General features: G+C 68.5%; 19 protein-coding genes and 1 pseudogene. 14 read left to right on the top strand and 6 right to left on the bottom strand.

What is annotated here, in order from left to right:
• A partial coding sequence (locus tag ACLP4W_RS23860; protein WP_442389865.1) for a HoxN/HupN/NixA family nickel/cobalt transporter occupies positions 1-1,097 on the bottom strand: 1,097 nt, incomplete at its 3' end.
• Positions 1,098-1,171: 74 nt separating this feature from the next.
• Here ACLP4W_RS23860 and ACLP4W_RS23855 point away from each other — a divergent pair.
• Positions 1,172-1,675 (top strand): Fur family transcriptional regulator, encoded by a 504-nt coding sequence (locus tag ACLP4W_RS23855; RefSeq protein ID WP_442389864.1) that lies wholly within the window; start codon positions 1,172-1,174, stop codon positions 1,673-1,675.
• Positions 1,676-1,677: 2 nt separating this feature from the next.
• Here the strand turns inward: ACLP4W_RS23855 and mtr are convergent, their stop codons facing one another.
• Complete coding sequence (mtr, locus tag ACLP4W_RS23850; protein WP_442389863.1) at positions 1,678-3,057, bottom strand: mycothione reductase; 1,380 nt, start codon at positions 3,055-3,057, stop codon at positions 1,678-1,680.
• 10 nt (positions 3,058-3,067) lie between these two features.
• Positions 3,068-4,090, bottom strand: a complete 1,023-nt coding sequence (locus ACLP4W_RS23845; RefSeq protein WP_442389862.1) for an alpha/beta hydrolase — start codon at positions 4,088-4,090, stop codon at positions 3,068-3,070.
• A gap of 167 nt (positions 4,091-4,257) precedes the next feature.
• Here ACLP4W_RS23845 and mqo point away from each other — a divergent pair, with 167 nt between their 5' ends.
• The 7 genes and pseudogenes from mqo to ACLP4W_RS23810 all read left to right on the top strand — a co-directional run bounded on the left by mqo (position 4,258) and on the right by ACLP4W_RS23810 (position 13,139).
• Entirely contained in the window at positions 4,258-5,706 is a 1,449-nt protein-coding gene (gene mqo, locus ACLP4W_RS23840) for a malate dehydrogenase (quinone) (RefSeq protein WP_442389861.1), read from the top strand.
• 81 nt (positions 5,707-5,787) lie between these two features.
• The gene (locus ACLP4W_RS23835) at positions 5,788-6,258 is read left to right on the top strand and encodes a GNAT family N-acetyltransferase (protein WP_442389860.1); all 471 of its coding nucleotides are present in this window, start codon (positions 5,788-5,790) and stop codon (positions 6,256-6,258) included.
• The gene (locus ACLP4W_RS23830; protein WP_442389859.1) at positions 6,255-8,090 is read left to right on the top strand and encodes a magnesium chelatase subunit D family protein; all 1,836 of its coding nucleotides are present in this window, start codon (positions 6,255-6,257) and stop codon (positions 8,088-8,090) included. The genes ACLP4W_RS23835 and ACLP4W_RS23830 overlap by 4 nt, the downstream gene beginning before the upstream one ends.
• A 21-nt stretch (positions 8,091-8,111) precedes the next feature.
• Complete coding sequence (gene cobO / locus ACLP4W_RS23825; protein ID WP_442389858.1) at positions 8,112-8,735, top strand: cob(I)yrinic acid a,c-diamide adenosyltransferase; 624 nt, start codon at positions 8,112-8,114, stop codon at positions 8,733-8,735.
• 103 nt (positions 8,736-8,838) lie between these two features.
• Entirely contained in the window at positions 8,839-10,203 is a 1,365-nt protein-coding gene (locus ACLP4W_RS23820; RefSeq protein ID WP_442389857.1) for a cobyrinate a,c-diamide synthase, read from the top strand.
• Between the two features lie 95 nt (positions 10,204-10,298).
• A pseudogene (cobA, locus tag ACLP4W_RS23815) lies at positions 10,299-11,524 on the top strand (uroporphyrinogen-III C-methyltransferase).
• A 22-nt stretch (positions 11,525-11,546) separates the two neighbouring features.
• Positions 11,547-13,139: an MFS transporter gene (locus ACLP4W_RS23810; RefSeq protein WP_442389856.1), complete on the top strand. Its 1,593-nt coding sequence runs from the start codon at positions 11,547-11,549 to the stop codon at positions 13,137-13,139.
• Between the two features lie 9 nt (positions 13,140-13,148).
• Here the strand turns inward: ACLP4W_RS23810 and ACLP4W_RS23805 are convergent, their stop codons facing one another.
• Positions 13,149-14,396: a sterol desaturase family protein gene (locus ACLP4W_RS23805; RefSeq protein WP_442389855.1), complete on the bottom strand. Its 1,248-nt coding sequence runs from the start codon at positions 14,394-14,396 to the stop codon at positions 13,149-13,151.
• 386 nt (positions 14,397-14,782) lie between these two features.
• On the opposite strand from ACLP4W_RS23805, the gene ACLP4W_RS23800 reads away from it, so the two are divergent.
• Together ACLP4W_RS23800 and ACLP4W_RS23795 are read left to right on the top strand one after the other, a co-directional pair.
• A complete protein-coding gene (locus tag ACLP4W_RS23800) occupies positions 14,783-17,005 on the top strand; it encodes a PE family protein (RefSeq protein ID WP_442389854.1) in 2,223 nt (740 codons plus the stop codon).
• 68 nt (positions 17,006-17,073) lie between these two features.
• Positions 17,074-18,822 (top strand): proline--tRNA ligase, encoded by a 1,749-nt coding sequence (locus ACLP4W_RS23795; RefSeq protein ID WP_442389853.1) that lies wholly within the window; start codon positions 17,074-17,076, stop codon positions 18,820-18,822.
• Between the two features lie 6 nt (positions 18,823-18,828).
• Here ACLP4W_RS23795 and ACLP4W_RS23790 read toward each other — a convergent pair whose 3' ends face one another.
• Both ACLP4W_RS23790 and ACLP4W_RS23785 read right to left on the bottom strand, forming a co-directional pair.
• Positions 18,829-19,275 carry a ferritin-like domain-containing protein gene (locus ACLP4W_RS23790; RefSeq protein WP_442389852.1) on the bottom strand — a complete coding sequence of 149 codons (447 nt, stop codon included), beginning with the start codon at positions 19,273-19,275 and terminating at the stop codon, positions 18,829-18,831.
• Complete coding sequence (locus ACLP4W_RS23785; RefSeq protein ID WP_442389851.1) at positions 19,272-19,808, bottom strand: hypothetical protein; 537 nt, start codon at positions 19,806-19,808, stop codon at positions 19,272-19,274. The genes ACLP4W_RS23790 and ACLP4W_RS23785 overlap by 4 nt, the downstream gene beginning before the upstream one ends.
• A gap of 202 nt (positions 19,809-20,010) precedes the next feature.
• Here ACLP4W_RS23785 and rimP point away from each other — a divergent pair, with 202 nt between their 5' ends.
• The 4 genes from rimP to ACLP4W_RS23765 are packed head-to-tail and all read left to right on the top strand — an operon-like array spanning position 20,011 to position 25,348.
• Positions 20,011-20,544 carry a ribosome maturation factor RimP gene (gene rimP, locus ACLP4W_RS23780; RefSeq protein WP_442389850.1) on the top strand — a complete coding sequence of 178 codons (534 nt, stop codon included), beginning with the start codon at positions 20,011-20,013 and terminating at the stop codon, positions 20,542-20,544.
• Positions 20,541-21,584: a transcription termination factor NusA gene (gene nusA / locus ACLP4W_RS23775; protein WP_442389849.1), complete on the top strand. Its 1,044-nt coding sequence runs from the start codon at positions 20,541-20,543 to the stop codon at positions 21,582-21,584. The genes rimP and nusA overlap by 4 nt, the downstream gene beginning before the upstream one ends.
• A gap of 58 nt (positions 21,585-21,642) precedes the next feature.
• On the top strand, positions 21,643-22,707 hold the full coding sequence (locus ACLP4W_RS23770; protein ID WP_442389848.1) for a glycoside hydrolase family 172 protein: 1,065 nt from the start codon (positions 21,643-21,645) through the stop codon (positions 22,705-22,707).
• A gap of 1 nt (position 22,708) precedes the next feature.
• Positions 22,709-25,348 (top strand): GH116 family glycosyl-hydrolase, encoded by a 2,640-nt coding sequence (locus ACLP4W_RS23765; RefSeq protein WP_442389847.1) that lies wholly within the window; start codon positions 22,709-22,711, stop codon positions 25,346-25,348.
• The last annotated feature ends 38 nt before the right edge of the window (positions 25,349-25,386 follow it).

Below are 25,386 nucleotides of genomic sequence, written 5' to 3'. Positions count from 1 at the left end.
TCGGCGGCTGAGGTCCACTTTTCTTCGATGCGGCCGTATCGCCAGACGAGCAGCGCGATTACCCAGGTGAGGACGAACATGCCAACGACGATGAAGCCGACCGCGTTGAGGTTGAGGCCACCAAGCCAGTCCCAGAACGCCCCCCTCCAGCCGAACTGGTTGGCGAACATGCCGAGCAGTTCGATGCTGCCGATCAGCAGGGCGACGGCCACCGATAGCCCGGTGATAGAGATGTTGTAGTAGATCTTGCGTACAGGTCTGGAAAAGGCCCAGCCGTAGGCGAAGTTCATAAATGAACCATCGATGGTGTCCAGCAAGCACATGCCGGCGGTGAACAACACGGGCATACACAGGATCGCGTACCACGGCAGGCCGGCGGCCGCGCTGGTGCCTGCCAGCACCAGCAATGCGACCTCGGTGGCGGTGTCGAATCCCAGACCGAACAGCAACCCTACGAGGTACATCTGCCAGGATTTCGTGATCGACTTGGTGAAGCGGCCGAGAATCCGGTTGATCAGTCCGCGGTTTTCCAACTGTTGTTCAAGTTCGGCCTCGTCGTAGTGCCCGTGACGCAGCCGAATGAATACCCGCACAATGCTGACCAGGACGATCACGTTGAGGATCGCGATCAAATAGAGAAACACGCCCGACACGCTCGTGCCGATTAAGCCGGTGTAGTGGTGCAGCGTTGAGGAATCGTCCTGGACCGGTCCGGCGATTTGTTTGATCCCGGTTGCCAGCAGGAGCGCCAGCGCGAACACCACCGTGGAGTGGCCCAGTGAGAAGAAGAATCCGACGGCAAGGGGGCGCTGGCCGTCGCTCATCAGCTTGCGTGTGGTGTTGTCGATGGCGGCGATGTGGTCGGCGTCGAAGGCATGCCGCAGGCCCAGGGTGTAAGCAGTCAGCCCGACTCCGATGCCAAATGCCTTGCCGCCCATGTTGAATTGGGCGGGCTGCACGAGCCACACCAGGGTGATCCAGCCAACCAGATGCAGTGCGACGATCACCATCGCCATCGATGCGAGCCGCCGCCACTCCGCCGGCGCCAACGAGCGGTGCACCTCCCGACAGTAGGTTCGTTCGCGAGCTGGATGCAAGCGATTTGCAAGAATTGCTGCTCGGTTGCCGGTGAACCCTGGCAATCCCGGGTGTCGGGCGCAACACTGAACGGGTGACGCCAAAGTCGTCGGCACTGGACCCCGCCGTCACCGAGCGGATCGGTGAATTCCTGCGCGCCCGCGGGCTGCGCCGGATGGCGTCGCGAATCCAGGTGCTGGCGGTGCTCGAGCCGGTCAATGGGCACCTGGCGGTGGCGGAGATCCACCAGCGGGTGCGTGCGTGTCTGCCGCCCGGCGCCCAGCCGCCTGACGTGGCGACCATCTATCGCACGGTGACCACCCTGGTCGATCAGGGGGTGCTGCACGCGTTGACCCTCGACGGCGGTGTCACCACCTACGGGCTGGCCACCGCACCCCACCACCACGCGGTATGCACGCAATGCGGCTCGATCATCGAGGTGCCCGCCCGCCAGCTGAGCTCGGCACTGGAACACGCGATGGCGGGCAGTTCGTTCGCGCTGTCCGAGGCAGCCGGCCTGACGCTGCGCGGCCTGTGTCCGCGGTGCCAGGACGACGACGAGCGCGAGCCGCGGCCGCCTAACCGCTCAGGACGCTGAAGTCAGTACAGACCCAGTAGCGCGTTTTCGACCACCTCGGGCAGCGCCGGATGAATCCAGTACTGGCCGCGGGCCATTTCCGCGGCGGTTAGCCCGAAGCTCATCGCCTGGACCAGCGGCTGGATGATCGACGACGCCTGATGGCCCATGATGTGCGCGCCCAGCAGGCGTCCGCTCTTGCGTTCGGCGATGAGTTTGACAATTCCGGTGGTGTCTTCCATCGCCCATCCATAGGCGACTTCGCCGTAGTCCTGTATCGCGACCGAGATATCGAATCCTCGTGCAATGGCCTGGTTTTCGGTTAAGCCGACGGCAGCTAGCTGCGGATCGGTGAATACCGCCGAGGGTACGAAGCGGTGGTCTGTCATGGCCATTGACTCGGTGTCGTCCCAGTCGCACAGCAGGTTGTGTTGCACGACGCGGGCCTCGTGGTTGGCGACGTGCTTGAGCTGATACGGCGACGAGACATCGCCGAGGGCGAAAACTCCACGCGCCGAGGTGCGTTGGTATTCGTCGACGGCCACCCGGCCATCCTCGACATCGACACCGGCCTGCTCGGCGTCCAGCAGATCGGCGTTGGACAACCGGCCGGTCGCCACCAGCAGCAGATCGGCGTTCACCGTGCCACCATCGTCGAGGTGTAGCGCGACGCCCGCGCCGTGGTTCTCCGCGTCCATGACCCTGCGATGGGTACGCAGCTCCCACTTGTTCGACGCTAAGCGGGTGAACCGTTCACAAATGGTGTCGTCGCAATGCCGCAGCATGCGGCCACCCCGGATCACGAGCGTGACGCGTACGCCCGGCGCGGAGAAGACATGTGCGAATTCTGCTGCCACGAAGCCACTTCCGACGATCACCAGATGCTCGGGCAATTCGGAAATTCGCATGATGGTGTCGCTGGTGTGATAGTCGACGCCGGAGGCGAGGATCGCCGGGGGAATCACCGGCCGCGAGCCCGCCGCGATCACCACCTGATCGGCGGTGAACTCGTCGCCGGCGTCGGTGTACAACAGATAGCGCCCGTCGGGTTGAACGGGCCCGAACCGGGTGTGCTGGTGGTACACGTCGATATTGGGTGCCGAGCGCCGGTAGTCTTCGCCGCTGAGCGCGATCGGATCGATCCGTCCGAAGATGCGTGAGACGATGTCGTCCCAGCGCACCCGGTCGATGTGGGCGTCGACGCCGTACCGCGCCGCGTCCCGGATCGTGTTGGCGACCTCGGCGGCGTAGACGAACATCTTCGTCGGGATGCACCCGACGTTGAGGCAGGTACCACCGAAGGTGCCCTGCTCGCAGATCGCTGCCCGCTTGCCGGCATAGCGATCGTCGAGAATGCTGTTGCCCGAACCGGTTCCGATGATCGCGATGTCGTAGGTTTCCATTTTTTCGCCGTCACCCCTTCCCCGAGGATGCCGAGGCGCCGGTGTTGTCGCTGCTGAGGTAGTCATGCAGCCAGAGGTCGAGTTGGCGATAGGCCGTCCGGCGCGGCTGCGGCAGTGACAAAAAGACGTCGTGTTTGGCGTCGGGCACCGGAACGATGGTGGTGCGACTCCCGATGCAGCCGGCCCACCTGGCGATCTGGCTGACGTCGAGGACCGCGTCGCCGCGGTGCATGGACGCCGGGTCGCCGTTTTCTTCCACGGTGTGATCCGAACGCAAGATCAAGTTGGGCACACCGACGTCGAGCCCGCGATGCAGCCGAATCTGGCCGCGGCGGATGGCGTGCAGCCAGCCGAGTGTGATCGGGAAGCCGCCCACTGGTTTCCACTGCAGGTTGTAGTCGAACTCGCCGTGGTAGTCGCGGTGCAAGGTGGTGCCGTAACCGCCTTCGGTCGGCGGCCGGACCACACCCTTGGACCGCAGCCGAGAAAGGCCGGCGATCAGCGCCGAGGTCGCGGGATGGCGCAGGACCACCGGGCCGCGCAGATCCAGAAACGGGCTGTTGAGCACCAGGCCGCCGACCCTGGCGTGCGCGGTCGCATCGCGTCGACGCAGCCGGTCCAGCCATAACGACACGATGAGCCCGCCGGAGGAATGGCCGTATATCAGGACCTTGATGGGATGGCCGGGACGGGCCTGCTCGCCGATGGCCGACAGGGCGTGTTCGAGTTCGGCGTCGTAGTGGGCGAGGTTGGTGATGAAGTGCGGGGTCTGGCCGTCGCGCCGCGACCGGCCGCACTTCTGCAGGTCCAGCGCATAGAAGGTGAAGCGGCGGTCGGCGAAGTGATCGGCGAGTTCGGTGTGGAAGAAGTAGTCGGTGTAGCCGTGCACGGCCAGGACCGCGTGAGTCGCGCCGGTGGGCTCGCCGCGTCGTATCAGGGTTGCGGCGATATCGCCCTCGCCGGCGGGGTCGGACCCGAGCGCGATCGTGCGCTGCCAGTAGCCGGGCAGCACGTCGGGCACCCAGCCAGTCACGAGGCCAGCTTAAAGCTTTTGCTGGTGGCGGGGAGGCGCATGTCGCCAGTGCCCGTATTGCGTCGGGATAACCTGGGACCGGCACAGTTGAAGGAAGGACCACCGATCCGGTGTCAAAGCTAGCCAGAACCGCACGGACGGACGTCGTGCTTGTGGGCGCGGGCATCATGAGCGCCACGCTGGGTGCGTTGTTGCGGCGGCTGGAGCCGGATTGGTCGGTCACCGTGATCGAGCGGCTGGACGCCGTCGCCGCTGAAAGTAGCAGTCCGTGGAACAATGCCGGCACCGGGCATTCCGCGCTGTGCGAGCTGAACTACACCCCGCAGAACCCCGACGGCTCGATCGACATCAGCAAAGCGGTGCGCATCAACGAGCAATTCCAGGTGACCCGCCAGTTCTGGGCGTACGCCGTCGAGAACGGCATCTTGACCGATCGCAGCTTCGTCAACCCGGTCCCGCACGTGAGCTTCGTGCGCGGCGCGCAGCGCGTGGACTATCTGCGGCGGCGGCAGCGGGCTCTGGCCGGCAACCCGCTGTTCGCCGGCACCGAATTGATCGACGACCCGGACGAGTTCGCCCGCCGGTTGCCGTTCATGGCCGCTAAATGTGACTTCTCCGAGCCGATCGGCCTCAACTGGGCCTCCGACGGCACCGACATCGATTTCGGCTCGCTGGCCAGACAGCTGGTCGGCTTTTGCGTGCGCAACGGCGCCACCGCACTGTTCGGTCACGAGGTCCGCGATATGACCCGCCAATCCGACGGCAGCTGGACGCTGCTGATCGGTAATCGCCGCACCGGCGAAAAGCACCGACTGAATACCAAATTCGTCTTCGTCGGGGCCGGTGGTGATGCATTGCCGCTGTTGCAGAAGTCGGGCATCGAAGAGGTCAAAGGCTTCGCCGGCTTCCCGATCGGCGGCCGGTTCCTGCGCGCCGACAACCCGGCGCTGACCGCCGCGCACCGGGCCAAGGTGTACGGGGTTCCGGCGCCGGGAGCACCGCCGCTTGGCGCGCTGCATCTCGACCTCAGGTTCGTCAACGGCAAGTCGTGGCTGGTATTCGGGCCGTACGCCGGCTGGTCACCGAAGTTCTTGAAGCACGGCCACTTCACCGATCTGCCTCGTTCGGTCAAGCCGAACAACCTTCTGTCGATGCTCGGTGTCGGCGCCACCCAGTTGACGCTGGTCAACTATCTGATCGCCCAACTGAGACTGTCCGAACCCGAACGGGTACAGGCGCTGCGTGAATTCGCCCCCAGCGCAGTGGATTCCGACTGGGAGCTGACGGTGGCCGGTCAACGCGTGCAGGTGATCCGGCGGGACAGGCGTAAAGGTGGGGTGCTCGACTTCAACACCACCGTGCTGGGTTCGGCCGACGGCAGCATCGCCGGACTGCTGGGAGGCTCGCCGGGGGCGTCAACGGCCGTGCCGGCCATGCTCGACGTGCTAAAGCGATGCTTTGCCGATCGCTATGCGTCCTGGCTGCCCTCGCTCAAGGAGATGGTGCCGTCGCTGGGGGTTGAGCTGTCTCGCGAGCCCGCGCTGTACGACGAAGTGTGGTCGTGGGGCACTAAGGTCCTGCAGTTGCAATCGCCGGCGGGGGTGATCCCATCATGACCCGCAGCGATGAGGAGGAGCGGCGCCCATGACCCGCGCCGGCGACGATGCAGAGCGAAGCGATGAGGAGGAGCGGCGCTAATGACGGAGGCACTGCGTCGCGCCTGGGCCAAAGACCTTGACGCCCGGACCCTTTACGAGCTGCTGAAATTGCGGGTGGAAGTGTTTGTCGTCGAACAGGCTTGCCCCTACCCGGAGCTGGATGGACGCGATCTACTCGCCGAAACCCGGCATTTTTGGCTCGAAACGCCTGACGGCGAGGTGATCTGCACACTACGTTTGATGGAGGAGCATGCCGGAGGCGAGAAAGCGTTTCGCCTAGGCCGGCTGTGCACCAAACGCGGCGCCCGCGGCCAGGGCCACACCACGCGATTGCTGCGGGCCGCGCTGGCGGAGGTCGGCGACTACCCGTGCCGGATCGATGCGCAGACCTATCTGGCCGACATGTACGCCCAGCACGGGTTTGTCCGTGCCGGTGACGATTTCGTCGACGACGGCGTTCCGCACGTGCCCATGGTGCGGCCCGGCTCCGGTCTGATGGAGCTGCCGTGAAGCCGTATCCGTTCAGCGCGATCGTCGGGCACGACCAACTGCGGCTCGCGCTGCTGTTGTGTGCGGTGCGCCCGGAGATCGGCGGTGCGCTGATCCGCGGCGAGAAGGGCACTGCCAAGTCGACGGCCGTGCGCGGGCTGGCGGCGTTGCTGTCCGCCGCGACCGGGAGTGGCGGTGCGGGCCTGGTCGAGATGCCGCTCGGCGCAACCGAAGACCGGGTGATCGGTTCGTTGGACCTGCAGCGGGTGCTGCGCGAAGGTGAGCACGCGTTTTCACCCGGACTGCTGGCCCGCGCACACGGCGGCGTGCTCTACGTTGATGAGGTCAACCTACTCCACGATCACCTGGTCGACGTGCTGCTCGACGCCGCAGCGATGGGACGGGTGCATATCGAACGTGACGGCATCTCACACTCGCACGAGGCCCGATTCGTGCTCATCGGCACGATGAATCCCGAGGAGGGCGAACTGCGTCCGCAACTGCTGGACCGGTTCGGCCTGACCGTCGACGTGCACGCGTCGCGCGATATCGACGTGCGGGCACAAGTTATCCGGCAGCGAATGGCCTACGAGGCCGACCCGGACGCGTTCGCGGAGCGCTACGCCGACGCCGACGCCGAACTGGCCCGACGAATCGCCGCGGCGCATGCCCTTGTCGACGACGTTGTGTTACCGGACAACGAATTACGGCGCATCGCGGCGCTGTGCGCGGCGTTCGACGTCGACGGCATGCGGGCCGACCTGGTGATGGCCCGGACCGCCGCCGCGCACGCCGCCTGGCGCGGGGCGAACACCGCCGAGGAGCAGGACATCAGGGTGGCAGCAGAGTTGGCGTTGCCGCACCGGCGCCGCCGCGACCCATTCGATGATCCCGGCATCGATCGCGACCAGCTTGATCAGGCCCTGGCACGGGCCGGTGCCGAAGAGCCGCAACCCGATCCGGATCCCGACCCACCGGGTGGCGGTAAGGCCACCGACGACTCCGCGCCGCAGCCGAACCAAAAGTCTGCTTCCGCGTCGACGACGCCCAGCGCGCCGCCCGCGCCGACCTTCCGCACCCGAGCGCTGACGGTTCCGGGAGTGGGCGAGGGCGCACCCGGACGACGGTCGCGGGCCCGCAACGCCTCCGGCAAGGTGGTGGCGGCAGCCGATAGCGGCGACCCGAACTCCGGCGCGCGTGGGCTGCATCTGTTCGCCACCCTGCTGTCGGCCGCCGAGCGTGCGGAGGCCGGGCCGCTGCGGCTACAGCCGGACGACGTGCGCCGGGCCATTCGCGAAGGACGCGAGGGCAACCTGGTGATCTTCGTTGTCGACGCGTCGGGTTCGATGGCCGCCCGGGATCGCATGGCCGCGGTGAGCGGCGCCACCCTGTCATTACTGCGTGACGCCTACCAGCGCCGTGACAAGGTCGCGGTGATTACGTTCCGCCAAAACGGCGCGCGGCTGTTGCTGCCGCCGACATCGTCGGCACACATCGCCGGAAAGCGACTGGCCCGGTTCGACACCGGCGGCAAGACTCCGCTGGCCGAAGGCCTGCTGGCCGCGCGTGAGCTGATCATCCGGGAAAAGGCGCGCGACCGGGCGCGGCGTCCCCTGGTGGTGGTGCTCACCGACGGTCGCGCCACCGCCGGGCCGGACCCCTTGGGCCGCAGCCGAATTGCGGCGGCGCGCTTGCGCGCCGAAGGCGCGGCGGCGGTGGTCGTGGACTGCGAGACGTCCTATGTGCGGCTGGGGCTGGCCGGCCAACTCGCGCGTCAGCTCGGTGCGCCGGCCATACGGCTGGTGCAGTTGCGCAGCGACTATCTGACGCATGCCGTGCGCGGCGTGGCTTGAACGAGTGAGAGATAAGCGTCCATGCCACAGGGAAATCCGCTCCGAGTCCCCGATGACGGCCTGACCACCCGGGCCCGGCGCAACACGCCGGTGCTTGCGGTGCATACGGGTGCGGGAAAGGGAAAGTCGACAGCGGCGTTCGGAATGGCGTTGCGGGCCTGGAATGCCTGCCTGGATGTGGCGGTGTTCCAGTTCGTCAAGAGCGCCAAGTGGAAAGTGGGCGAGGAGGCGGCCTTTGTTCAACTCGGCGAGCTGCACGACCGGCACGGGATCGGCGGAGCCGTCGAATGGCACAAAATGGGTGCGGGCTGGTCTTGGACGCGTAAGTCGCGTAAGGCGGGCACCGAACTCGATCACGCCGCGGCCGCGGCCGACGGCTGGGCCGAGATCTCGCGCCGGCTGGCCGCGCAGCGTCACGACTTCTACGTACTCGACGAGTTCACCTATCCGCTGAAGTGGGGTTGGATCGACGTCGACGACGTGGTGGAGGTTCTGCTGGCCAGGCCGGGCCACCAGCATGTGGTGATCACCGGACGCGATGCCCCGCAGCGCTTGGTGGACGCCGCAGACCTGGTCACCGAGATGACCAAGATCAAGCACCCGATGGACGCAGGGCGCAAGGGGCAGAAGGGCATCGAGTGGTGAGTGTCCCCGCCCCCGCGCCCTCGACCCGCGAGCGCGCGTGTCTGTACGCCGACACGCCGTGTGGGGTGTCATTCTGCGCACGCTCGCGATGGTGGGCGGTGCAGTGACAACGGCCCCCGCGGTGGTCATCGCCGCGCCCGCCTCCGGCAGCGGGAAGACCACGGTCGCAACGGGTTTGATTGGGGCCTTGCGACGGGCGGGCCACACAGTCGCGGGGTTCAAGGTCGGCCCGGATTTCATCGACCCCGGCTACCATGGCCTGGCCGCCGGACGGCCCGGCCGCAACCTCGACCCGGTATTGGTGGGGGATCAGCTCATCGGCCCGTTGTACGCCCACGGCGCCAGTGGTGCGGACATCGCCGTGGTCGAAGGCGTGATGGGGCTGTTCGATGGGCGCATCTCGCTCGCGGCGACCGCCCCCGCGGAAGGCTCCACCGCCCACGTCGCCGCGCTGCTGGGCGCCCCGGTAATTCTGGTGGTCGATGCGCGCGGCCAAAGTCACAGCATTGCCGCACTGCTGCACGGTTTTTCGACTTTCGATACCGCGACCCGGGTCTGTGGTGTCATCCTGAACCGGGTCGGCTCGCCCAGACACGAGCAAGTGCTGCGACAGGCGTGCGAGCAGGCCGGTGTCCCGGTGTTGGGCGCCATTTCGCGCACTGCCGAATTGGAGCTGCCGACAAGGTATCTGGGGCTTGTCACAGCGGTTGAGTACGGCCGTCGTGCACAGGTCGCGGTCGCGGCGATGACCGCTTTGGTCGCTCGTCACGTCGATCTGGCCGCCGTTGTCGCGGTCGCCGGAAGCCGCGTTGCCGATCCGCCATGGGATCCTGTGGCGGCAGTGGGGGAGAAACCGTGCGGCCGCGCCACTGTCGCAATGGCCGCCGGAAAGGCGTTCACCTTCGGCTACGCCGAGCACGCTGAGCTGCTGCGCGCTGCCGGCGCCGAAGTGGTCGAGTTCGACCCGCTCATCGACCCTTTGCCCGACGGCACAGACGCGGTGCTGTTGCCGGGCGGCTTTCCCGAACAGTTCACCGCGGAGCTCTCGGCTAACGACGTTGTCCGCCGGCAGATATGTGAGCTGGCCGCCGCGGGCGCGCCGGTGCATGCCGAGTGCGCCGGGCTGATCTACCTGGCCACCGAACTCGACGGGTATCCGATGTGCGGAGTGCTGGCCGGTTCGGCACGATTCACCCCGCACCTCACGTTGGCATATCGCGACGCCGTCGCCGTGGCTGATTCGCCGCTGTACTCGGTTGGCCAGCGGGTGGTTGGACACGAATTCCACCGAACCGCAGTGGCATTCAGCGAGAGCTACCAACCGGCATGGGTGTACGCGGGCGACGCCGTCGACTCCGTGCGAGACGGTGCCGTGCACGCCGGCGTGCATGCGTCGTACCTGCACACTCACCCGGCCGCGGCGCCGGACGCGGTGGCGCGCTTCGTCGCAAATGCCGCCGCCGGTTAAATTCGCGGCTCCGCATCGAGCAACAACTAGGTCGATGGGTGTCGACCCGCTGCGCCCGGCTCCGCCGCGCTGGCGGTCGACACTAGGCTTGGCGGGTGACCGACAGCCCCTACCTAGTTGGATTGCGGCTGGCCGGCAAGAAGGTCGTCGTGATCGGTGGGGGCACGGTCGCCCAGCGCCGGCTACCCCTACTCATCGCGAGCGGCGCAGACGTGAATGTCATCTCCCGCACCGCCACCCGGGCCGTCGAAGCGATGACCGGAATCACCTTGTCGGTGCGTGAATACCGCGACGGCGACCTCGAAGGGGCCTGGTACGCGATCGCGGCCACCGACAACGCGCGGGTGAACGCCGACGTGGTCGCCGAGGCCGAACGCCGCCGAATCTTCTGTGTCCGCGCCGACATTGCCGTCGAAGGCACCGCGGTGACCCCGGCGTCCTTCAGCTACGCGGGGTTGTCGGTGGGCGTGCTGGCCGGCGGCGAGCACCGCCGGTCGGCGGCGATCCGGTCGGCGATCCGGGAGGCGTTGCAGACGGGCGTCATCACCCCGGAAGGCTCCGAAAGCTCCGAGAGCTCCGACGTCGTGCGCGGCGGGGTGGCGCTGGTCGGCGGCGGTCCCGGCGACCCCGAACTGATAACCGTGCGCGGCCGCCGCCTGCTCGCCCAGGCCGACGTAGTGGTCGCCGACCGGCTGGCGCCACCCGAACTGCTCGCCGAACTGCCGCCGCACGTGGAAATCATCGACGCCGCCAAGATCCCGTATGGGCGGGCCATGGCCCAGGACGCGATCAACGACGTCATGATCGAACGCGCCCGATCCGGGAACTTTGTGGTCCGCCTCAAAGGCGGGGACCCCTTCGTCTTCGCACGCGGGTACGAGGAAGTCTTGGCGTGCGCCGAGGCCGGAATCCCGGTGACGGTGGTGCCAGGTGTGACGAGCGCCATAGGTGTGCCCGCCCTGGCGGGCGTTCCGGTCACTCACCGGGCGATAAATCACGAGTTCGTGGTGGTCAGCGGCCATCTGCCGCCCGGGCATCCCGAATCGTTAGTAAATTGGAACGCGTTGGCTGCAATGACCGGCACCATCGTCTTGCTGATGGCGGTCGAACGCATCGAACTGTTCGCCGATGCCCTGCTAGAAGGCGGCCGACGTGCGGATACGCCGGTGCTGGTAGTGCAGCAGGGAACGACGGCCGCTCAACACACATTGCGGGCCACTCTCGCCGACACGCCCGAGAAGATCCGAGCCGAAGGGATCCGACCTCCGGCGATCATTGTTATCGGGGCCGTCGCGGCGTTCGGGGTTTAAACGATTCTTAAGATTACTGTAAGGTAACCCGTTATGACGGCTCTCAACGACTCAGAGCGGGCAGTCCAGAACTGGACAGCTGCACGCCCGGATCGTCCGGCCCGGATGCACCCAACGCAACCGGCGGAGACCGCCTCAACGCGAACCAGCAAGTATTACCCCGCTTGGTTGCCTTCGCGCCGCTTCATCGCAGCCGTCACCGCAATCGGTGGTATGCAGCTGCTGGCGACCATGGACAGCACCGTCGCCATCGTCGCGCTTCCTAAGATTCAGAACGAGCTGAGCCTGTCCGACGCCGGCCGCAGCTGGGTGATCACCGCATATGTGCTCACCTTCGGCGGACTGATGCTGCTGGGCGGCCGCCTCGGTGACACCATCGGGCGCAAGCGCACCTTCATCGTCGGCGTCGCGCTGTTCACCATCTCCTCAGTGCTGTGCGCCGTGGCCTGGGACGAGGTGACGCTCGTCATCGCTCGGCTCTCGCAGGGCGTCGGGTCGGCCATCGCGTCGCCGACCGGACTCGCGCTGGTCGCGACCACCTTCCCCAAGGGTCCGGCGCGCAACGCGGCGACGGCGGTCTTCGCCGCAATGACCGCCATCGGCTCGGTGATGGGCCTGGTGGTAGGCGGCGCGCTGACCGAGGTGTCATGGCGGTTGGCGTTCATGGTGAACGTGCCGATCGGGCTGGTGATGATCTACTTGGCCCGCACCGCGCTGCGGGAAACCAATAGAGAGCGGATGAAGCTCGACGCCGCCGGGGCCATGCTGGCCACGCTGGCGTGCACCGCCGCCGTGTTCGCCTTCTCGATGGGCCCGGAAAGGGGCTGGATCTCCGTCACCACGATCGGCTCGGCCGCAGTGGCGTTGGCGGCCGCTCTTGCTTTCATCGTGGTGGAACGCACCGCCGAAAACCCCGTCGTACCGTTCGGCCTGTTCCGCGACCGCAACCGGCTATTCACCTTCACCGCGATCTTCCTGGCCGGCGGCGTCATGTTCAGCCTGACCGTGTCCATCGGCCTGTACGTGCAGGACATCCTGGGCTACAGCGCACTGCGCGCGGGCGTCGGCTTCATCCCGTTCGTCATCGCGATGGGCATCGGCCTGGGTGTGTCCTCGCAGCTGGTGTCGCGGTTCTCACCGCGGGTGGTGACGATCGCCGGTGGATACCTGTTGGTCCTCGCGATGCTGTACGGCTGGTGGTCCATGCACCGGGGCGCGCCCTACTTCCCCAGCCTCGTCATGCCCATCGTCGTGGGCGGCATCGGCATCGGCATGGCCGTCGTCCCGCTGACACTGTCGGCCATCGCCGGCGTCGGCTTCGACCAGATCGGCCCGGTGTCGGCGATGACACTGATGTTGCAGAGCCTGGGCGGGCCGCTGGTGCTGGCCGTCATCCAGGCCGTGATCACCTCGCGCACCCTGTACCTGGGCGGCACCACCGGTCCGGTCAAGTTCATGAACGACCTTCAGCTGCATGCGCTTGACCACGGCTACACCTACGGCCTGCTGTGGGTGGCCGGCGCGGCTGTGATCGTCGGCTGCGCGGCGCTATTTATCGGCTACACCCCTGCGCAGGTCGCTCATGCGCAAGAGGTCAAGGAAGCGATCGACGCCGGGGAGCTGTAGCTCGAGGCGTCAGGCTTGCGGAACCCGGGCCGCGGGCGTGCGCAGCGGCCACACGAGTTGGCGTAGATACCCCGCGGGTTCACTGTCGTCGACGCCGTACCGCGCGGGCCATCGGTGCGCGGGCAGGTAGAGAGTCCCGAACAGCGCGTCGACGGCCGGGAATTCCCCGGCGTAGTTGGAGTTGTAGGCCTGGGGTTCACGAGCGTGGTGCCAATGGTGAAACTGCGGGGTGGCAATCACCCACCGCAGCGGCCCGAACGTGAGTCGCACATTGGCGTGGATGAAAATCGCCTGCAGCGTGGTCAGCACGACGAAGGCGCCCAGGCTCAATCGACCGAAGCCAAGCGCATACAGCGGTAGCACCGCGGTGGACCGGACGAAGATCTGGTCCAAGGGGTGCAGGTGGTTGGCGGCGAGCCAGTCCATTTCACGCACGCTGTGGTGCACGCGGTGGAACCGCCACAACAGCGGAACCTCGTGCGCGGCACGGTGTCCCGCGTAGCCGCCGACCGTGGCGATCGCCAATGCGGCGACAATTTGCGCCGAACCGGGGCTCGCGGCAATCGCGGTGCGAAAGGGTGCGGGGACAAAAGCCCGCAAGACGGTGCCGACCACAGCCACCGTGACGACGAGACCGACCTTGAGCGCGGCCCCATTGATCAGATAGTGCACCACGTCGGTGCGCCACCCCGTGCGCAGTATCTGGCGCGGGCGCAGCGCGAACAGCCGCTCGAGCGGAATGAAGATGATTGCCAGGATGACCAACCCGACCACGATTCCGCCGCGCACGCTCAGGGCGCACAACACCAGCGCCGACGTGATCACCACCAGCATGACGCCACTGAAGCCCGGCTTGCCCGGCCGACCAGCCACACCGCGCACTTCCGGTGAGAGAGGATCCTCGGGCGGCATGGCCAACGGCTCCGCCGGTCGATCGGGCCTCCCCAGCCGGCCCCACGCCGCCAGCACGCCGGCGGCCACCATGACCCCAAAGGCCCCCGCAGTCGGTCGTTGGGTGGCCACCGCGATCGCGCTGATCAGAATCGCCGACTGGACGGCCAGGCCCGGCACGCTCAACCTGCGCTGGCCCAGCAGCAGGCGGATCGCATGCCAGCCAACCAGTGCCGCCACCGCGACCAAGCACAACGCCAGCAATCCCGCGCCGCGACCGAGATGCGCACGCCCCAGACTTGCGACAATCGTTGCCGCGCAGAGGATCCCGATCAATTCGATCGCATACAAAAGTGTCAAAGCCACCACAACAGGCCCGCTTCGATGACCGGAACCGGCACGGGTCACAGACGTGCCCATGCGCGGTAACCTAGCGCGCACAGCTGAGGAGAACCTGAATTCCCGGGGCCAACGCTACATTTTCGGTCGGCGCGCCGGCCGACCACCGGCGCTCCCGCACCGTGGCTTGCACTGGAATTGATAGCGCATGCGATATCAATTTCGAGAAGGCACGCATGGCTGAGCTTGCGTCAGCGCACCGCAGCCCCCTCCGCCAAACCCGCGGCAGGCTAGGCTTGCCCGCTGTGATCACCCGGATGTCCGAGCTGTCGCGAACCCCCGCTTTGGTGAGCACGGACCTCGTTACGATACGTCAGTGCCGGTGCGTGTGACACCGGCTGACTGGGATGACCATGTCATTTGTATTCGCGGCGCCCGAGGCATTGACGGCAGCAGCCGCTGACTTGAACGGGATCGGTTCCACGTTGGAAGCGGCCCGCGCGACCGTAGCGGCGCCGACCACCTCGGTGCTGGCGCCCGGTATCGATGAGGTTTCGACGGCCATCACGGCACTGTTCAACCAGCACGCGCTGGGCTATCACGAAGTCAGCGCCGAGCTGAAGCTATTCCACGACCAGTTCACGCAAACATTGGTCGCCGGTGCTGCCTCGTATGCGAGCACCGAGGCCGCCAACGCCAATCCGATGCAAAGCATGCTCGCCGCGGTGAACACGCCCGCCCAGTCGCTGCTGGGGCGCCCCCTGTTCGGCAATGGCGCTGACGGCACCGCTGCGAATCCCAACGGGGGCGACGGCGGACTGCTGTACGGCAACGGTGGCAACGGCTTCAACAGCACAACCGCTGGCGTCGCCGGCGGCAACGGCGGAAGCGGCGGGCTGTTCGGCAAGGGTGGTAACGGGGGAGCCGGCGGGCTCGGCGCGTTCGGTGGGGCCGGCGGGCAAGGCGGGTTGATCGACCGCGGCGGTACCGGTGGAGCCGGCGGGCTGGGCGCGGCCGGTGGGGCCGGTGGGGCCGGCCGGGTGTTCGGCAACGGCGGCACCGGCGGTGCCGGCGGCGGGGCCGGCGCGGCCGGCGGAGCCGGCGGGGCTGCCGGGCTGTTCGGCGACGGTGGCACCGGTGGCGCCGGCGGTGCCAACACCGGCGGGCTCGCCGGCGCCGGCGGCGCCGGCGGGAATGCCCAGTGGTTGGGCGCCGGCGGAGCCGGCGGCGCGGGCGGGGTCGGCTTGCCCGGCGGCATCGGTGGCGCCGGTGGCACCGGTGGGCTGTTATACGGAAACGGCGGTACCGGCGGCGCCGGCGGGGCCGGTGGCGTTGCGCTGGTCGGCGATCCCGCCGCGGCCGGCGGCAACGGCGGGGCCGGCGGAAGCGCCATGTACCTCGGCAACGGCGGGCACGGCGGGATCGGTGGGGCCGGCGGCCAGGGCAACAACGGCACCAACCTCCCCTTCGACCAGCACGGCGAGTTGCCGCCGGGCAACAACGGCACGAGCAACCCCTCGGGTAGCGGCACCGCCGCGGGTCCTGGCGGGGACAGCACCCAGCAGTTCATAGGTGGCGGTGGCGGCGGCACCGGCGGTAGCGGCACCAGCACTGGCGACGTTTTGGGGGGCCCAGGCGGTGGTGGCGGTCAGGGCGGTATCTCCGCATCCGGCGGCTTCGGCGGCGCCGGTGGCTCGGCGACCAGCACCGGGTCAGGCACGGCAGATGCCGGTGCCGGCGGTAACGGCGGCGCCGGGGGACCCGGTGCTCCCGGCGGTGATGGTGGCCCGGGCGGTTCGGCCAGCAGCGCCTCAGGCACGGCAAATGGCGGTGCGGGCGGTAACGGCGCCAACGGAGGCATCGGTGCCAACGGTGGCAACGGCGGTGTCGGCGGCAGCGTGCTCAGCGCGGCCGGTGAGGGTGGCGCCGGCGGCAACGGCGGAAACGGTGGTCCCGGCACCCCGGTGCCCGCCGCGACCGCTACCGGAGGTGCGGCCGGGGCCGGCGGGGCCGGCGGGAACGCCGGCATGCTGATCGGCAACGGCGGCCACGGCGGCGCCGGTGGCGTAGGCGGCACCGCCGGCATCGGCGCCGCGGCGGGTAACGGTGGCCTCGGCGGCGCCGGCGGGGCCGGCGGGAGCTCCAGCGGCCTGGACGGCAGCGGTGGCGTCGGCGGCGACGGGGGAGCCGGGCCCGTCGGCGGTATCGGCGGTCAAGGGGGCGCCGGCGGCCAGGGCGGTACCGCCGGGATGATCGGCAACGGTGGGGTCGGCGGTGCCGGCGGCGTGGGCGGTGCCGGGACCATCGGCGGTGCGGGCGGTACCGGCGGCGATGCCGGCAACAGCGTCGGCGCTACACCGGGTTCTGCCGGTAACGGTGGTGCCGGCGGTCCTGGGGGTGAGGGTGGCACCGGCGGCAATGGCGGCGCCGGTGGTGCCGGCGGCGCTGGTGGGACGCTCGGCAGTACCGGCAGCGGCGGATTTGGCGGTGCGGGCGGCGCCGGCGGCGCGAGCGGCACCGGCGGCGCGGGCGGCGCCGCCGGTAATCCCCATGGCGGCACGGTGGGCGAGGCCGGGGCCACAGGCGCTAGCGGCGTGGCCGGCGCGTCCGGCCAGGACGGCGCGCCCGGCACATAAGAGCCAAGGCCGGGCGACCCGACTGCGCCCGGCTTCGTCATAGGCGCGGCAAGCTAGGCTTGCCCGCTGTGATCACCCGGATGTCCGAGCTGTTCTTGCGCACTCTGCGCGATGATCCCGCCGACGCCGAAGTGCCCAGCCACAAACTACTGATCCGGGCCGGCTACATCCGGCCCATCGCACCCGGGCTGTACAGCTGGCTGCCCCTCGGGTTGCGGGTGCTGCGCAAGATCGAACGGGTCGTCCGCGAAGAGATGAACGCGATCGGCGGGCAGGAGATTCTGTTCCCCGCCCTGCTGCCACGCGCGCCTTACGAGACGACCAACCGATGGACCGAATACGGCGACGGGGTGTTTCGCTTAAAGGACCGCCGCGGCAACGACTATCTGCTGGGCCCCACACACGAAGAGCTTTTCGCCCTGACCGTCAAGGGCGAATACAGCTCCTACAAAGACTTTCCGCTGCTGCTGTACCAAATCCAGAACAAATACCGCGACGAGGCGCGGCCGCGCGCCGGCATCCTGCGGGTCCGGGAATTCCTGATGAAGGACTCCTACTCCTTCGATATCGACGACGCCGGACTCAAGGCCGCGTACCACGCGCATCGGGAGGCCTATCAACGCATCTTCGAGCGGCTCAAGGTGCGCTACATCATCGTGTCAGCGGTGTCAGGAGCGATGGGCGGCAGCGCTTCCGAGGAGTTTTTGGCCGAGAGTCCGGTCGGTGAGGACACCTTCGTGCGGTGCCTGGAGTCGGGGTATGCGGCCAACGTCGAGGCGGTCGTCACCGCCCGCCCGGAGGCTCGGCCCATCGACGGGCTGCCCGAAGCGGTGGTCCACGACACCGGCGACACCCCGACGATCGCCACCCTGGTGCACTGGGCCAACGAGGCCGGCCTGGGCCGTGCGGTCACCGCGGCCGACACGTTGAAGAACGTCTTGCTCAAGGTTCGCCGGCCGGGCGGAGAGTGGGAGCTGCTGGCCATCGGGTTGCCCGGCGACCGCGAGGTCGACGACAAGAGGCTGGGCGCTGCGCTGGAACCGGCCAACTACGCGTTGCTCGACGATGCCGACTTCGCCAGGTATCCGTTTCTGGTGAAGGGTTATATCGGGCCGAAGGCATTGCGTGACAACGGTGTTCGCTATCTTGTCGACCCGCGCGTGGTCGACGGCACCAGCTGGATCACCGGGGCCGACCAGCCCGGCCGCCACGTCGTCGGGCTGGTGGCCGGCCGGGATTTCACCGCCGACGGCACCATCGAGGCCGCCGAGGTGCACGACGGCGATCCATCTCCCGATGGCGCCGGCCCGCTGGTGTCGGCGCGCGGCATCGAGATCGGCCACATTTTCCAGCTCGGCCGCAAGTACACCGATGCCTTCACCGTCGACGTGCTCGGCGAGGACGGCAAACCGGTGCGGCTCACCATGGGCTCCTACGGCCTGGGGGTGTCGCGGATGGTGGCCGTGATCGCCGAGCAGCACCACGACGAGCTGGGCCTGCGCTGGCCGTCGGCCGTCGCGCCGTTCGACGTTCACCTGGTGATAGCCAACAAAGACGACCAAGCTCGCGCCGGAGCCACCACCCTGGCCGCTGATCTTGACCGGTTGGGTGTCGAGGTGCTGCTCGACGACCGCCAGGCATCACCCGGCGTGAAGTTCAAGGACGCCGAGTTGCTGGGTGTGCCCCGGATCGTCGTGGTGGGGCGGGGCTGGGCCGATGGCATCGTCGAGCTGCGCGATCGCTTCAGCGGACAGACGCGGCAGCTGGCCGCCGGGCCAACGTTGGCCGGCGACATCGCGGCGGCCCTGAACGGCTAGCCGGAACTACTCGTTGCCGCCCGGGAAACCCGTGGTGATGGGCCAGGCACCCAGCACGCGGTTCCATCTGGCGGCCATGACCGCGCTTTGCGTCAGGGCCGTCGCGGCGAACGCACGATCATCCGCCGTGTCGGCGTGCTCGACGACGGCCCGCCAAGCCGTCGCGCCGTCGTTCTCCATGCGTGCCGCCAGGCGGGCGGCATCCGCGGCGCTGCCCACCAGCATGGGCAACTGGTAGCCGGCGGCGGCGACCGGCGCGTTGACCTTGCGGGCGGCCAGCATCGTGATGACGTCGTCGCGTCGCTGGCGGTGCTGGTCCAGGGCTTCCACCACCAAGTCGTTGACACTGGGAGGCGACAACGCGGACACGATGCCGTAGCCGTAAATGGTCGAGTGTTCGACGGCCAGCGCGTCGCACAGCGCCGCGGTGTCGGAGTCTTTGCCGGATGTCATATCGACGGACCCCCCGGCACGAGCGCAACCGTGTAGGACGCCGTGCAGGAAGCCGCAATGGAGGCGAGCAGCCCAGCCCGGTAGCCAGACTCGGTGGCGACCAGGCGGCTGGCGCTCTCGGCCGATGCGCGCAGCGAATCGATCACATCGGACACCGGGGGTGGAGGAGGTGGTGGCCCCGCCGGCTCAGCCTGGCTGGGGCTGGTCGTCTCACTCGATGAACTCGGTGAAGACGTGAGCTTGCCGGCGGCTCGGGTTATTTCCGTGGACAGGGCGCGCGCGTGCGCGGCACGTTGGGTGGCGACCACCGTCAGCGCGGCGGCGATCTGGGGCGGGTTACCGGCGGCCGCGGCGGCGGCGGCCGCCAGCGCGCTGTCTTTTCTGGCCTGGTCCAGCGGCCCCAAGAGGTCTTCGACTGGGGGCGGCTTGGGTGGGAGCTCGCCACAGGCGGATACGACCACCCCGAGCGCAGCGAGGGCCACGCCGCCGGCGAGCAGACCCCGCCTGTTGGTGACGGGTACTGCGCTAGGCACAGCAACATCCTGCCATTGGTAGAGGGCAGGGACCTTGACGACGCGATCACCTCGTCAAACGCGATTCCTGGCGTATCGTTGATAGCTGGCTCTCGCGGGACGGCAGCGGTCGCGTTCCGCCGGGACGCTGAAAGCCGCCCAGAAGTCAACCGGGCACCGACACCCGCCGGATGACCGGACAACTCAAGATGAGGAGCTCGCCGTGACCACCGGGCTACCTTCGCAGACGCAGGTGATCGAGCTACTCGGTGGGGAGTTCGCGCGCGCCGGTTATGAAATCGAAGACGTGGTCATCGACGCGCGGACGCGGCCGCCGCGGATCACGGTGGTCGCCGACGGTGACAGCCCCCTCGACCTGGACACGATAGCCACTCTCTCGCGTTCGGCATCGGCGTTGCTGGACAGCCAGCAGGGCATCCGGGACCCCTATGTGCTCGAGGTCAGTTCGCCCGGCGTCGAGCGCCCGCTGACCAGCGAGAAGCACTTCCGCCGCGCCCGCGGCCGCAAGGTCGAAATTGCGCTGTCGGACGGATCGCAGCTGACCGGCCGGGTCGGCGAGACGCGCGATCACACCATCGCGCTGGTGGTCCGCGACGGCCGGGACTGCACGGTACGCGAGATCCCGCTCACCGAAATCGTGAAAGCTGTTGTCCAGGTGGAGTTTTCACCGCCAGCCCAGAATGAGCTGGAATTGGCGACTAAGCATCAGGCGCGCAGGACGGAGGCCGGAGCATGAACATCGACATGGCCGCGCTGCACGCGATCGAAGTGGATCGCGGAATCTCCGTCACCGAGCTGCTCGAGACGATCAAGTCCGCGTTGCTTACCGCCTATCGGCACACCCAAGGTCACCAGACGGACGCGCGTATCGAGATTGACCGCAAGACCGGTGTCGTTCGCGTGCTCGCGCGAGAGACCGATGAGGACGGCAACGTCATCAGTGAATGGGATGACACCCCCGAGGGTTTCGGCCGCATCGCCGCGACCACCGCACGTCAGGTGATGCTGCAGCGATTCCGCGACGCCGAAAACGAGCGTACCTACGGCGAGTTCTCCACCCGCGAGGGTGAGATCGTCGCGGGCGTCATTCAGCGCGACAGCCGCGCCAACGCCCGTGGTTTGGTCGTCGTCCGGATGGGCAGCGAGACCAAGGCCTCCGAGGGCGTGATCCCGGCGGCTGAGCAGGTTCCCGGCGAGAGCTACGAGCATGGCAACCGCGTCCGGTGCTATGTGGTTGGGGTGACACGCGGCTCCCGTGAGCCGGTGATCACGCTGTCCCGTACCCACCCCAACCTGGTGCGCAAGCTGTTCTCGCTGGAAGTCCCCGAGATCGCCGACGGATCGGTGGAGATCGTGGCGGTGGCCCGCGAGGCCGGTCACCGCTCCAAGATCGCGGTGCGGTCTAACGTTCCCGGCCTGAACGCGAAAGGCGCCTGCATCGGTCCGATGGGGCAGCGGGTCCGCAACGTGATGAGCGAGCTCTCCGGGGAGAAAATCGACATCATCGACTACGACGAAGACCCGGCCCGCTTCGTCGCCAACGCGTTGTCGCCCGCGAAGGTGGTCTCCGTGTCCGTCATCGACCAGAGCGGCCGGGCCGCGCGCGTGGTGGTGCCGGACTTCCAGTTGTCGCTGGCCATTGGCAAGGAGGGCCAGAACGCGCGGTTGGCCGCCCGACTCACCGGGTGGCGCATCGACATCCGCGGGGATTCGCCGGGGCATTCTGAGGACCAGTCCGAACATGGTGCCACCCACGGGATGGCGCACGACCGCTAGCGGCGCTCGTGACCGCCGGCGACGATGCAGAGCGAAGCGATGAGGAGGAGCGGCGCTCGTGACCGACCTCCGATCCCTTGCCCGGCTGAGCGGTGCGCAATCGCGGTCGATCAGCCCGGAGAACTTCGACGGCGCCAAGGGCGGGGGTGCGCGCGCCGCCGAGGGAACCGGTGCAGCCTGCGCGGCGCACCTCGGCCCGGGCTGGAAGATCTCGCCCAGCGTCCACATCGACGGGCACACCACGTTCGAGCTGGCCGCCATCGACGGGCCGGCGGTCATCACTCACATCTGGCTGACCACGCACCCGACTAACTGGCGCAGCGTCATCTTGCGCGCCTACTGGGACGGCGCGGACAAGCCCGCAATCGAGGTACCGGTCGGCGACTTCTTCGGCCAGGGCTGGTGCGAGTTCGCCCAGCTTTCCTCCGTGCCGGTCGCAGCCAACCCGCACGGCGGCTTCAACAGTTACTGGCCGATGCCGGTGCCGCGGCACGCCCGGCTCACGCTGGAGAACCGCTCGCCGCAGACCGCCACCGTGTACTACCAGATCAGCTACGAGATCGACGTCGATGTCGCCGGTGATGGCTACCTGCACAGCCAATTCCACCGCAGCAACCCCCTCGCGGCCGGCAACGTGCACCCCATCCTCGACCCCGTGCCCGGCGCCGGGAAGTACGTCGGCACCTACCTCGCCTGGGGCGTCAACCGCCCGGGCTGGTGGGGCGAGGGCGAGGTCAAGTTCTACCTCGACGGCGACGAGGAGTTCCCCACTATCTGCGGCACCGGCACCGAGGACTACTTCGGCGGCGCCTGGAACTTCGACGTGCCCGGGCAGGGGTACACCGTCTACTCGACACCGTTCCTCGGGCTGCACCAGGTCATCCGCCCGGACGGGCTGTACCGCAGCCAGCAACGGTTCGGCATGTACCGCTGGCACCTCCTCGACCCCATCCATTTCCGCGCCGACCTGCGCGTGGACATCCAGGCCCTCGGGTGGACTTCGCATCACCGCTATCAGCCGTTGCACGACGACATCGCCTCCACCGCGTTCTTCTACCTGGACCGCCCATCGGCGCCGGGACCGCCGCTGCCCAGCGCCGACGACCTGGAGGTAGGCGGCTGACGTGGCTCGGCCCGACGACGTGCGCGCGGCCGAGTGCGACGGCGCCGAGTTCGCCCACCTGGCCATGCCGCTCGGTGGCATCGGCACCGGGAACCTGGCCGTCTGCGCCGACGGCGGGCTGCGGCAGTGGCAGTTGCACAACATCGGCAACCATGCCGGCGCGCTGCCGGGGTCGTTCTTCGCGCTGCGGGTCAGCCGATGGGAGCCACCGCTGGACGTGGTGCGCATCCTGCAGGCGCCACCGCGGGACTCGACGGACACCCCGCTGGTCAGCGATGACGTCGTGCCACAGTGGCAACGTGACCTGCTGAGCCGGCATCCGGGGGTGGCCCGCACCACCTTCTGCGCTACCTACCCGATTGCCCGGGTGGGCTACCTGGATCCGGCCCTTCCCCTGGACGTCACGCTGGAGGCCTTCAACCCGCTGGTGCCACTGGATGTCGACGCCAGCTCCATTCCGGCGGCGATGTTTACCTTCCGGTTGGTCAACACGGACAACCACCCGCTGCACGGAACGCTGGGCGCCACCGTGCAGAACGCCGTCGGGTGGGATGGCATCACCCCGATCGACGGCGTCCACACGCCGGGGTATGGCGGCAACACCAACCGGTTGCGGCGTCGCGACGGCTGGACGAGCGTGGTGCTGGAGAACGCGGCGCTGCCCGACGACGCCCCGGGCGCCGGGCAGGTGGTGCTGGCCACCGACGACCCGCGGGCCGCCGCCCTGACCCGGTGGCGGGACGCGGGTGAGTTCGTCACGTTTCTGCGCTCGCGGGCGCTGGCCAGCGGCGCGCCGCGGCTGGCCCTGGCGGCGGGCATCGCCGACCCGCAACGTCACGCTCCGCGGTCGGCGATGGGCGCCAGCCCGCGGGGCAGCACCTGGAACGCCGGCCTCGGCGTTCCGTTTCTGCTGCAGCCGGGCGAGACGCGGTTGATCCGGGTCGCGCTGACCTGGTATTTCCCCAACCGCTACGTCAACTTCGAACAGTTCGGGCCCGACCGGCCGGAGTGGGGGCGGTCCCGGTTCTGGCTGGGCAACCACTACGCCACCCGCTACGCCGACGCCCAGGACGTGTTCGAGCGGGTGCGCCGAGAATGGCCCGCGCTGCGCGAGGCCACCGGCGCATGGACTTCCACACTGGCCCGCTCCGGCCTTGACGACGCCGCCGTCAGCCACCTCGCCGCGCAGCTCGCGACCGTGCGCAGCCCCACCTGCTTTCGCGCCGCGGACGGTCGGTTCTTCGCATTCGAGGGGGTGCTGGGCGCCTCCACGGTGATGTGGTCGGGGTCCTACGGCGGGTCCTGTCCGCTCAACTGCACGCACGTCTGGAACTACGCGCAGGCGCTCGCGGCGGCTTTCCCCGCGCTGGAACGGAGCATGCGCGAGACCGAGTTCGAGATCATGCAGGCCCCGTCGGGGTACATACCGCACCGGGTGATCGCGCCGACCTACCTACCGCAGCTGTGGGGAGAGCCGATCGGCGGCCCCGACCAGCCGGCGCTGGACGGCATGCTCGGCACCGTGCTGAAGACCTACCGCGAGTACCGGGCCGGCGCGGGCGGTGCGGACAGGGACTGGCTGCGCCGGTACTGGCCCAACCTCACCCGCCTGCTGCGCCACATCGACCGCACCTGGAACGTCGACGGCACCGGGATGCTCAGCGGCATCCAGCCCAGCACCCACGACATCGACCTCGCCGGGCACAACCCGTTCACCGGCACCCTGTGGCTGGCCGCGCTGCGTGCCGCCGAGCAGATGGCCCTGCTCCTCGACGACACCGACGCGGCGACGGCGTACCGGGCCACCTTCGCCCGCGCCAGCGAGTCCTATGACGCGGCACTGTTCAACGGCGAGTACTACGTGCAGCGGTTGCCGCCCGGGGACAACCACGACTATCAGTGGGGTGACGGGTGTCTGGCCGACCAGCTGATCGGGCAGTGGTGGGCGCACCAGCTCGACCTCGGCCACCTGCTGCCCGCCGAACACGTGCGCACCGCCCTCGCCGCGGTGGTGCGGCACAACCTGCGCCGCGGGTTCTGCGGCTTCACCCACCCGTACCGGGTGTTCGCCGACGGAGACGACGCGGGGCTGCTGCTGTGTACCTGGCCGCACGGCGGCCGGCCCGCGGTGTCGATCCGCTACGCCGACGAGGTGTGGACCGGCTCGGAGTACCAGGTGGCCGCGCACTGCTGGCGGGAGGGCCTGCACCGCGAGGGGCGCGCCGTCCTCGACGCCGTGTGGGTGCGCTACGACGGGCGGCGCCGCAATCCTTTCAACGAGATCGAGTGTGGCGACCACTACGCGCGGTCGCTGGCCGGCTGGTCGGCGCTGGAGGCGCTGGCCGGGTTCAGCCACGACGAACCGGCCGGCGCGTACAGCTTCCGCCGCCCGGACACCGCCCTGCCGTTCCTCGCCGGCTCCGGCTGGGGCCTGTGGTCGCAGCAGGGTGACGCGCTCGTCATGGCCTGCACCGGCGGGCGGCTCGACCTGCGCCGGCTCACGGTCCTCGGCGGCGCGGCCGGCTACGACGCGTCCGTCGACGGGACGGCCGTGCCCACCCGGTGTAGCAGCGCAGGCATCGAATTCCCCGATGGGATAAGGCTGCTCGCCGGACAGGCACTCACGCTGACAGCCCGCTGACGGCGGACGTCACGCCGCATTCTCGGGCGGTTCTGAGC

Source organism: Mycobacterium sp. (genome assembly GCF_052145595.1).
GTDB lineage: Bacteria > Actinomycetota > Actinomycetes > Mycobacteriales > Mycobacteriaceae > Mycobacterium.
This window is presented reverse-complemented; position numbering and strand designations above follow the sequence as displayed.

Bases quoted from the DNA above. Each gene is read 5' to 3' on its own strand.
- mtr (WP_442389863.1), bottom strand. From the start codon at position 3,057: ATGGAAACCTACGACATCGCGATCATCGGAACCGGTTCGGGCAACAGC.
- mqo (WP_442389861.1), top strand. From the start codon at position 4,258: ATGAGCGCCACGCTGGGTGCGTTGTTGCGGCGGCTGGAGCCGGATTGG.
- ACLP4W_RS23835 (WP_442389860.1), top strand. From the start codon at position 5,788: ATGACGGAGGCACTGCGTCGCGCCTGGGCCAAAGACCTTGACGCCCGG.
- cobO (WP_442389858.1), top strand. From the start codon at position 8,112: ATGCCACAGGGAAATCCGCTCCGAGTCCCCGATGACGGCCTGACCACC.
- ACLP4W_RS23810 (WP_442389856.1), top strand. From the start codon at position 11,547: ATGACGGCTCTCAACGACTCAGAGCGGGCAGTCCAGAACTGGACAGCT.
- ACLP4W_RS23800 (WP_442389854.1), top strand. From the start codon at position 14,783: ATGTCATTTGTATTCGCGGCGCCCGAGGCATTGACGGCAGCAGCCGCT.
- ACLP4W_RS23790 (WP_442389852.1), bottom strand. From the start codon at position 19,275: ATGACATCCGGCAAAGACTCCGACACCGCGGCGCTGTGCGACGCGCTG.
- nusA (WP_442389849.1), top strand. From the start codon at position 20,541: ATGAACATCGACATGGCCGCGCTGCACGCGATCGAAGTGGATCGCGGA.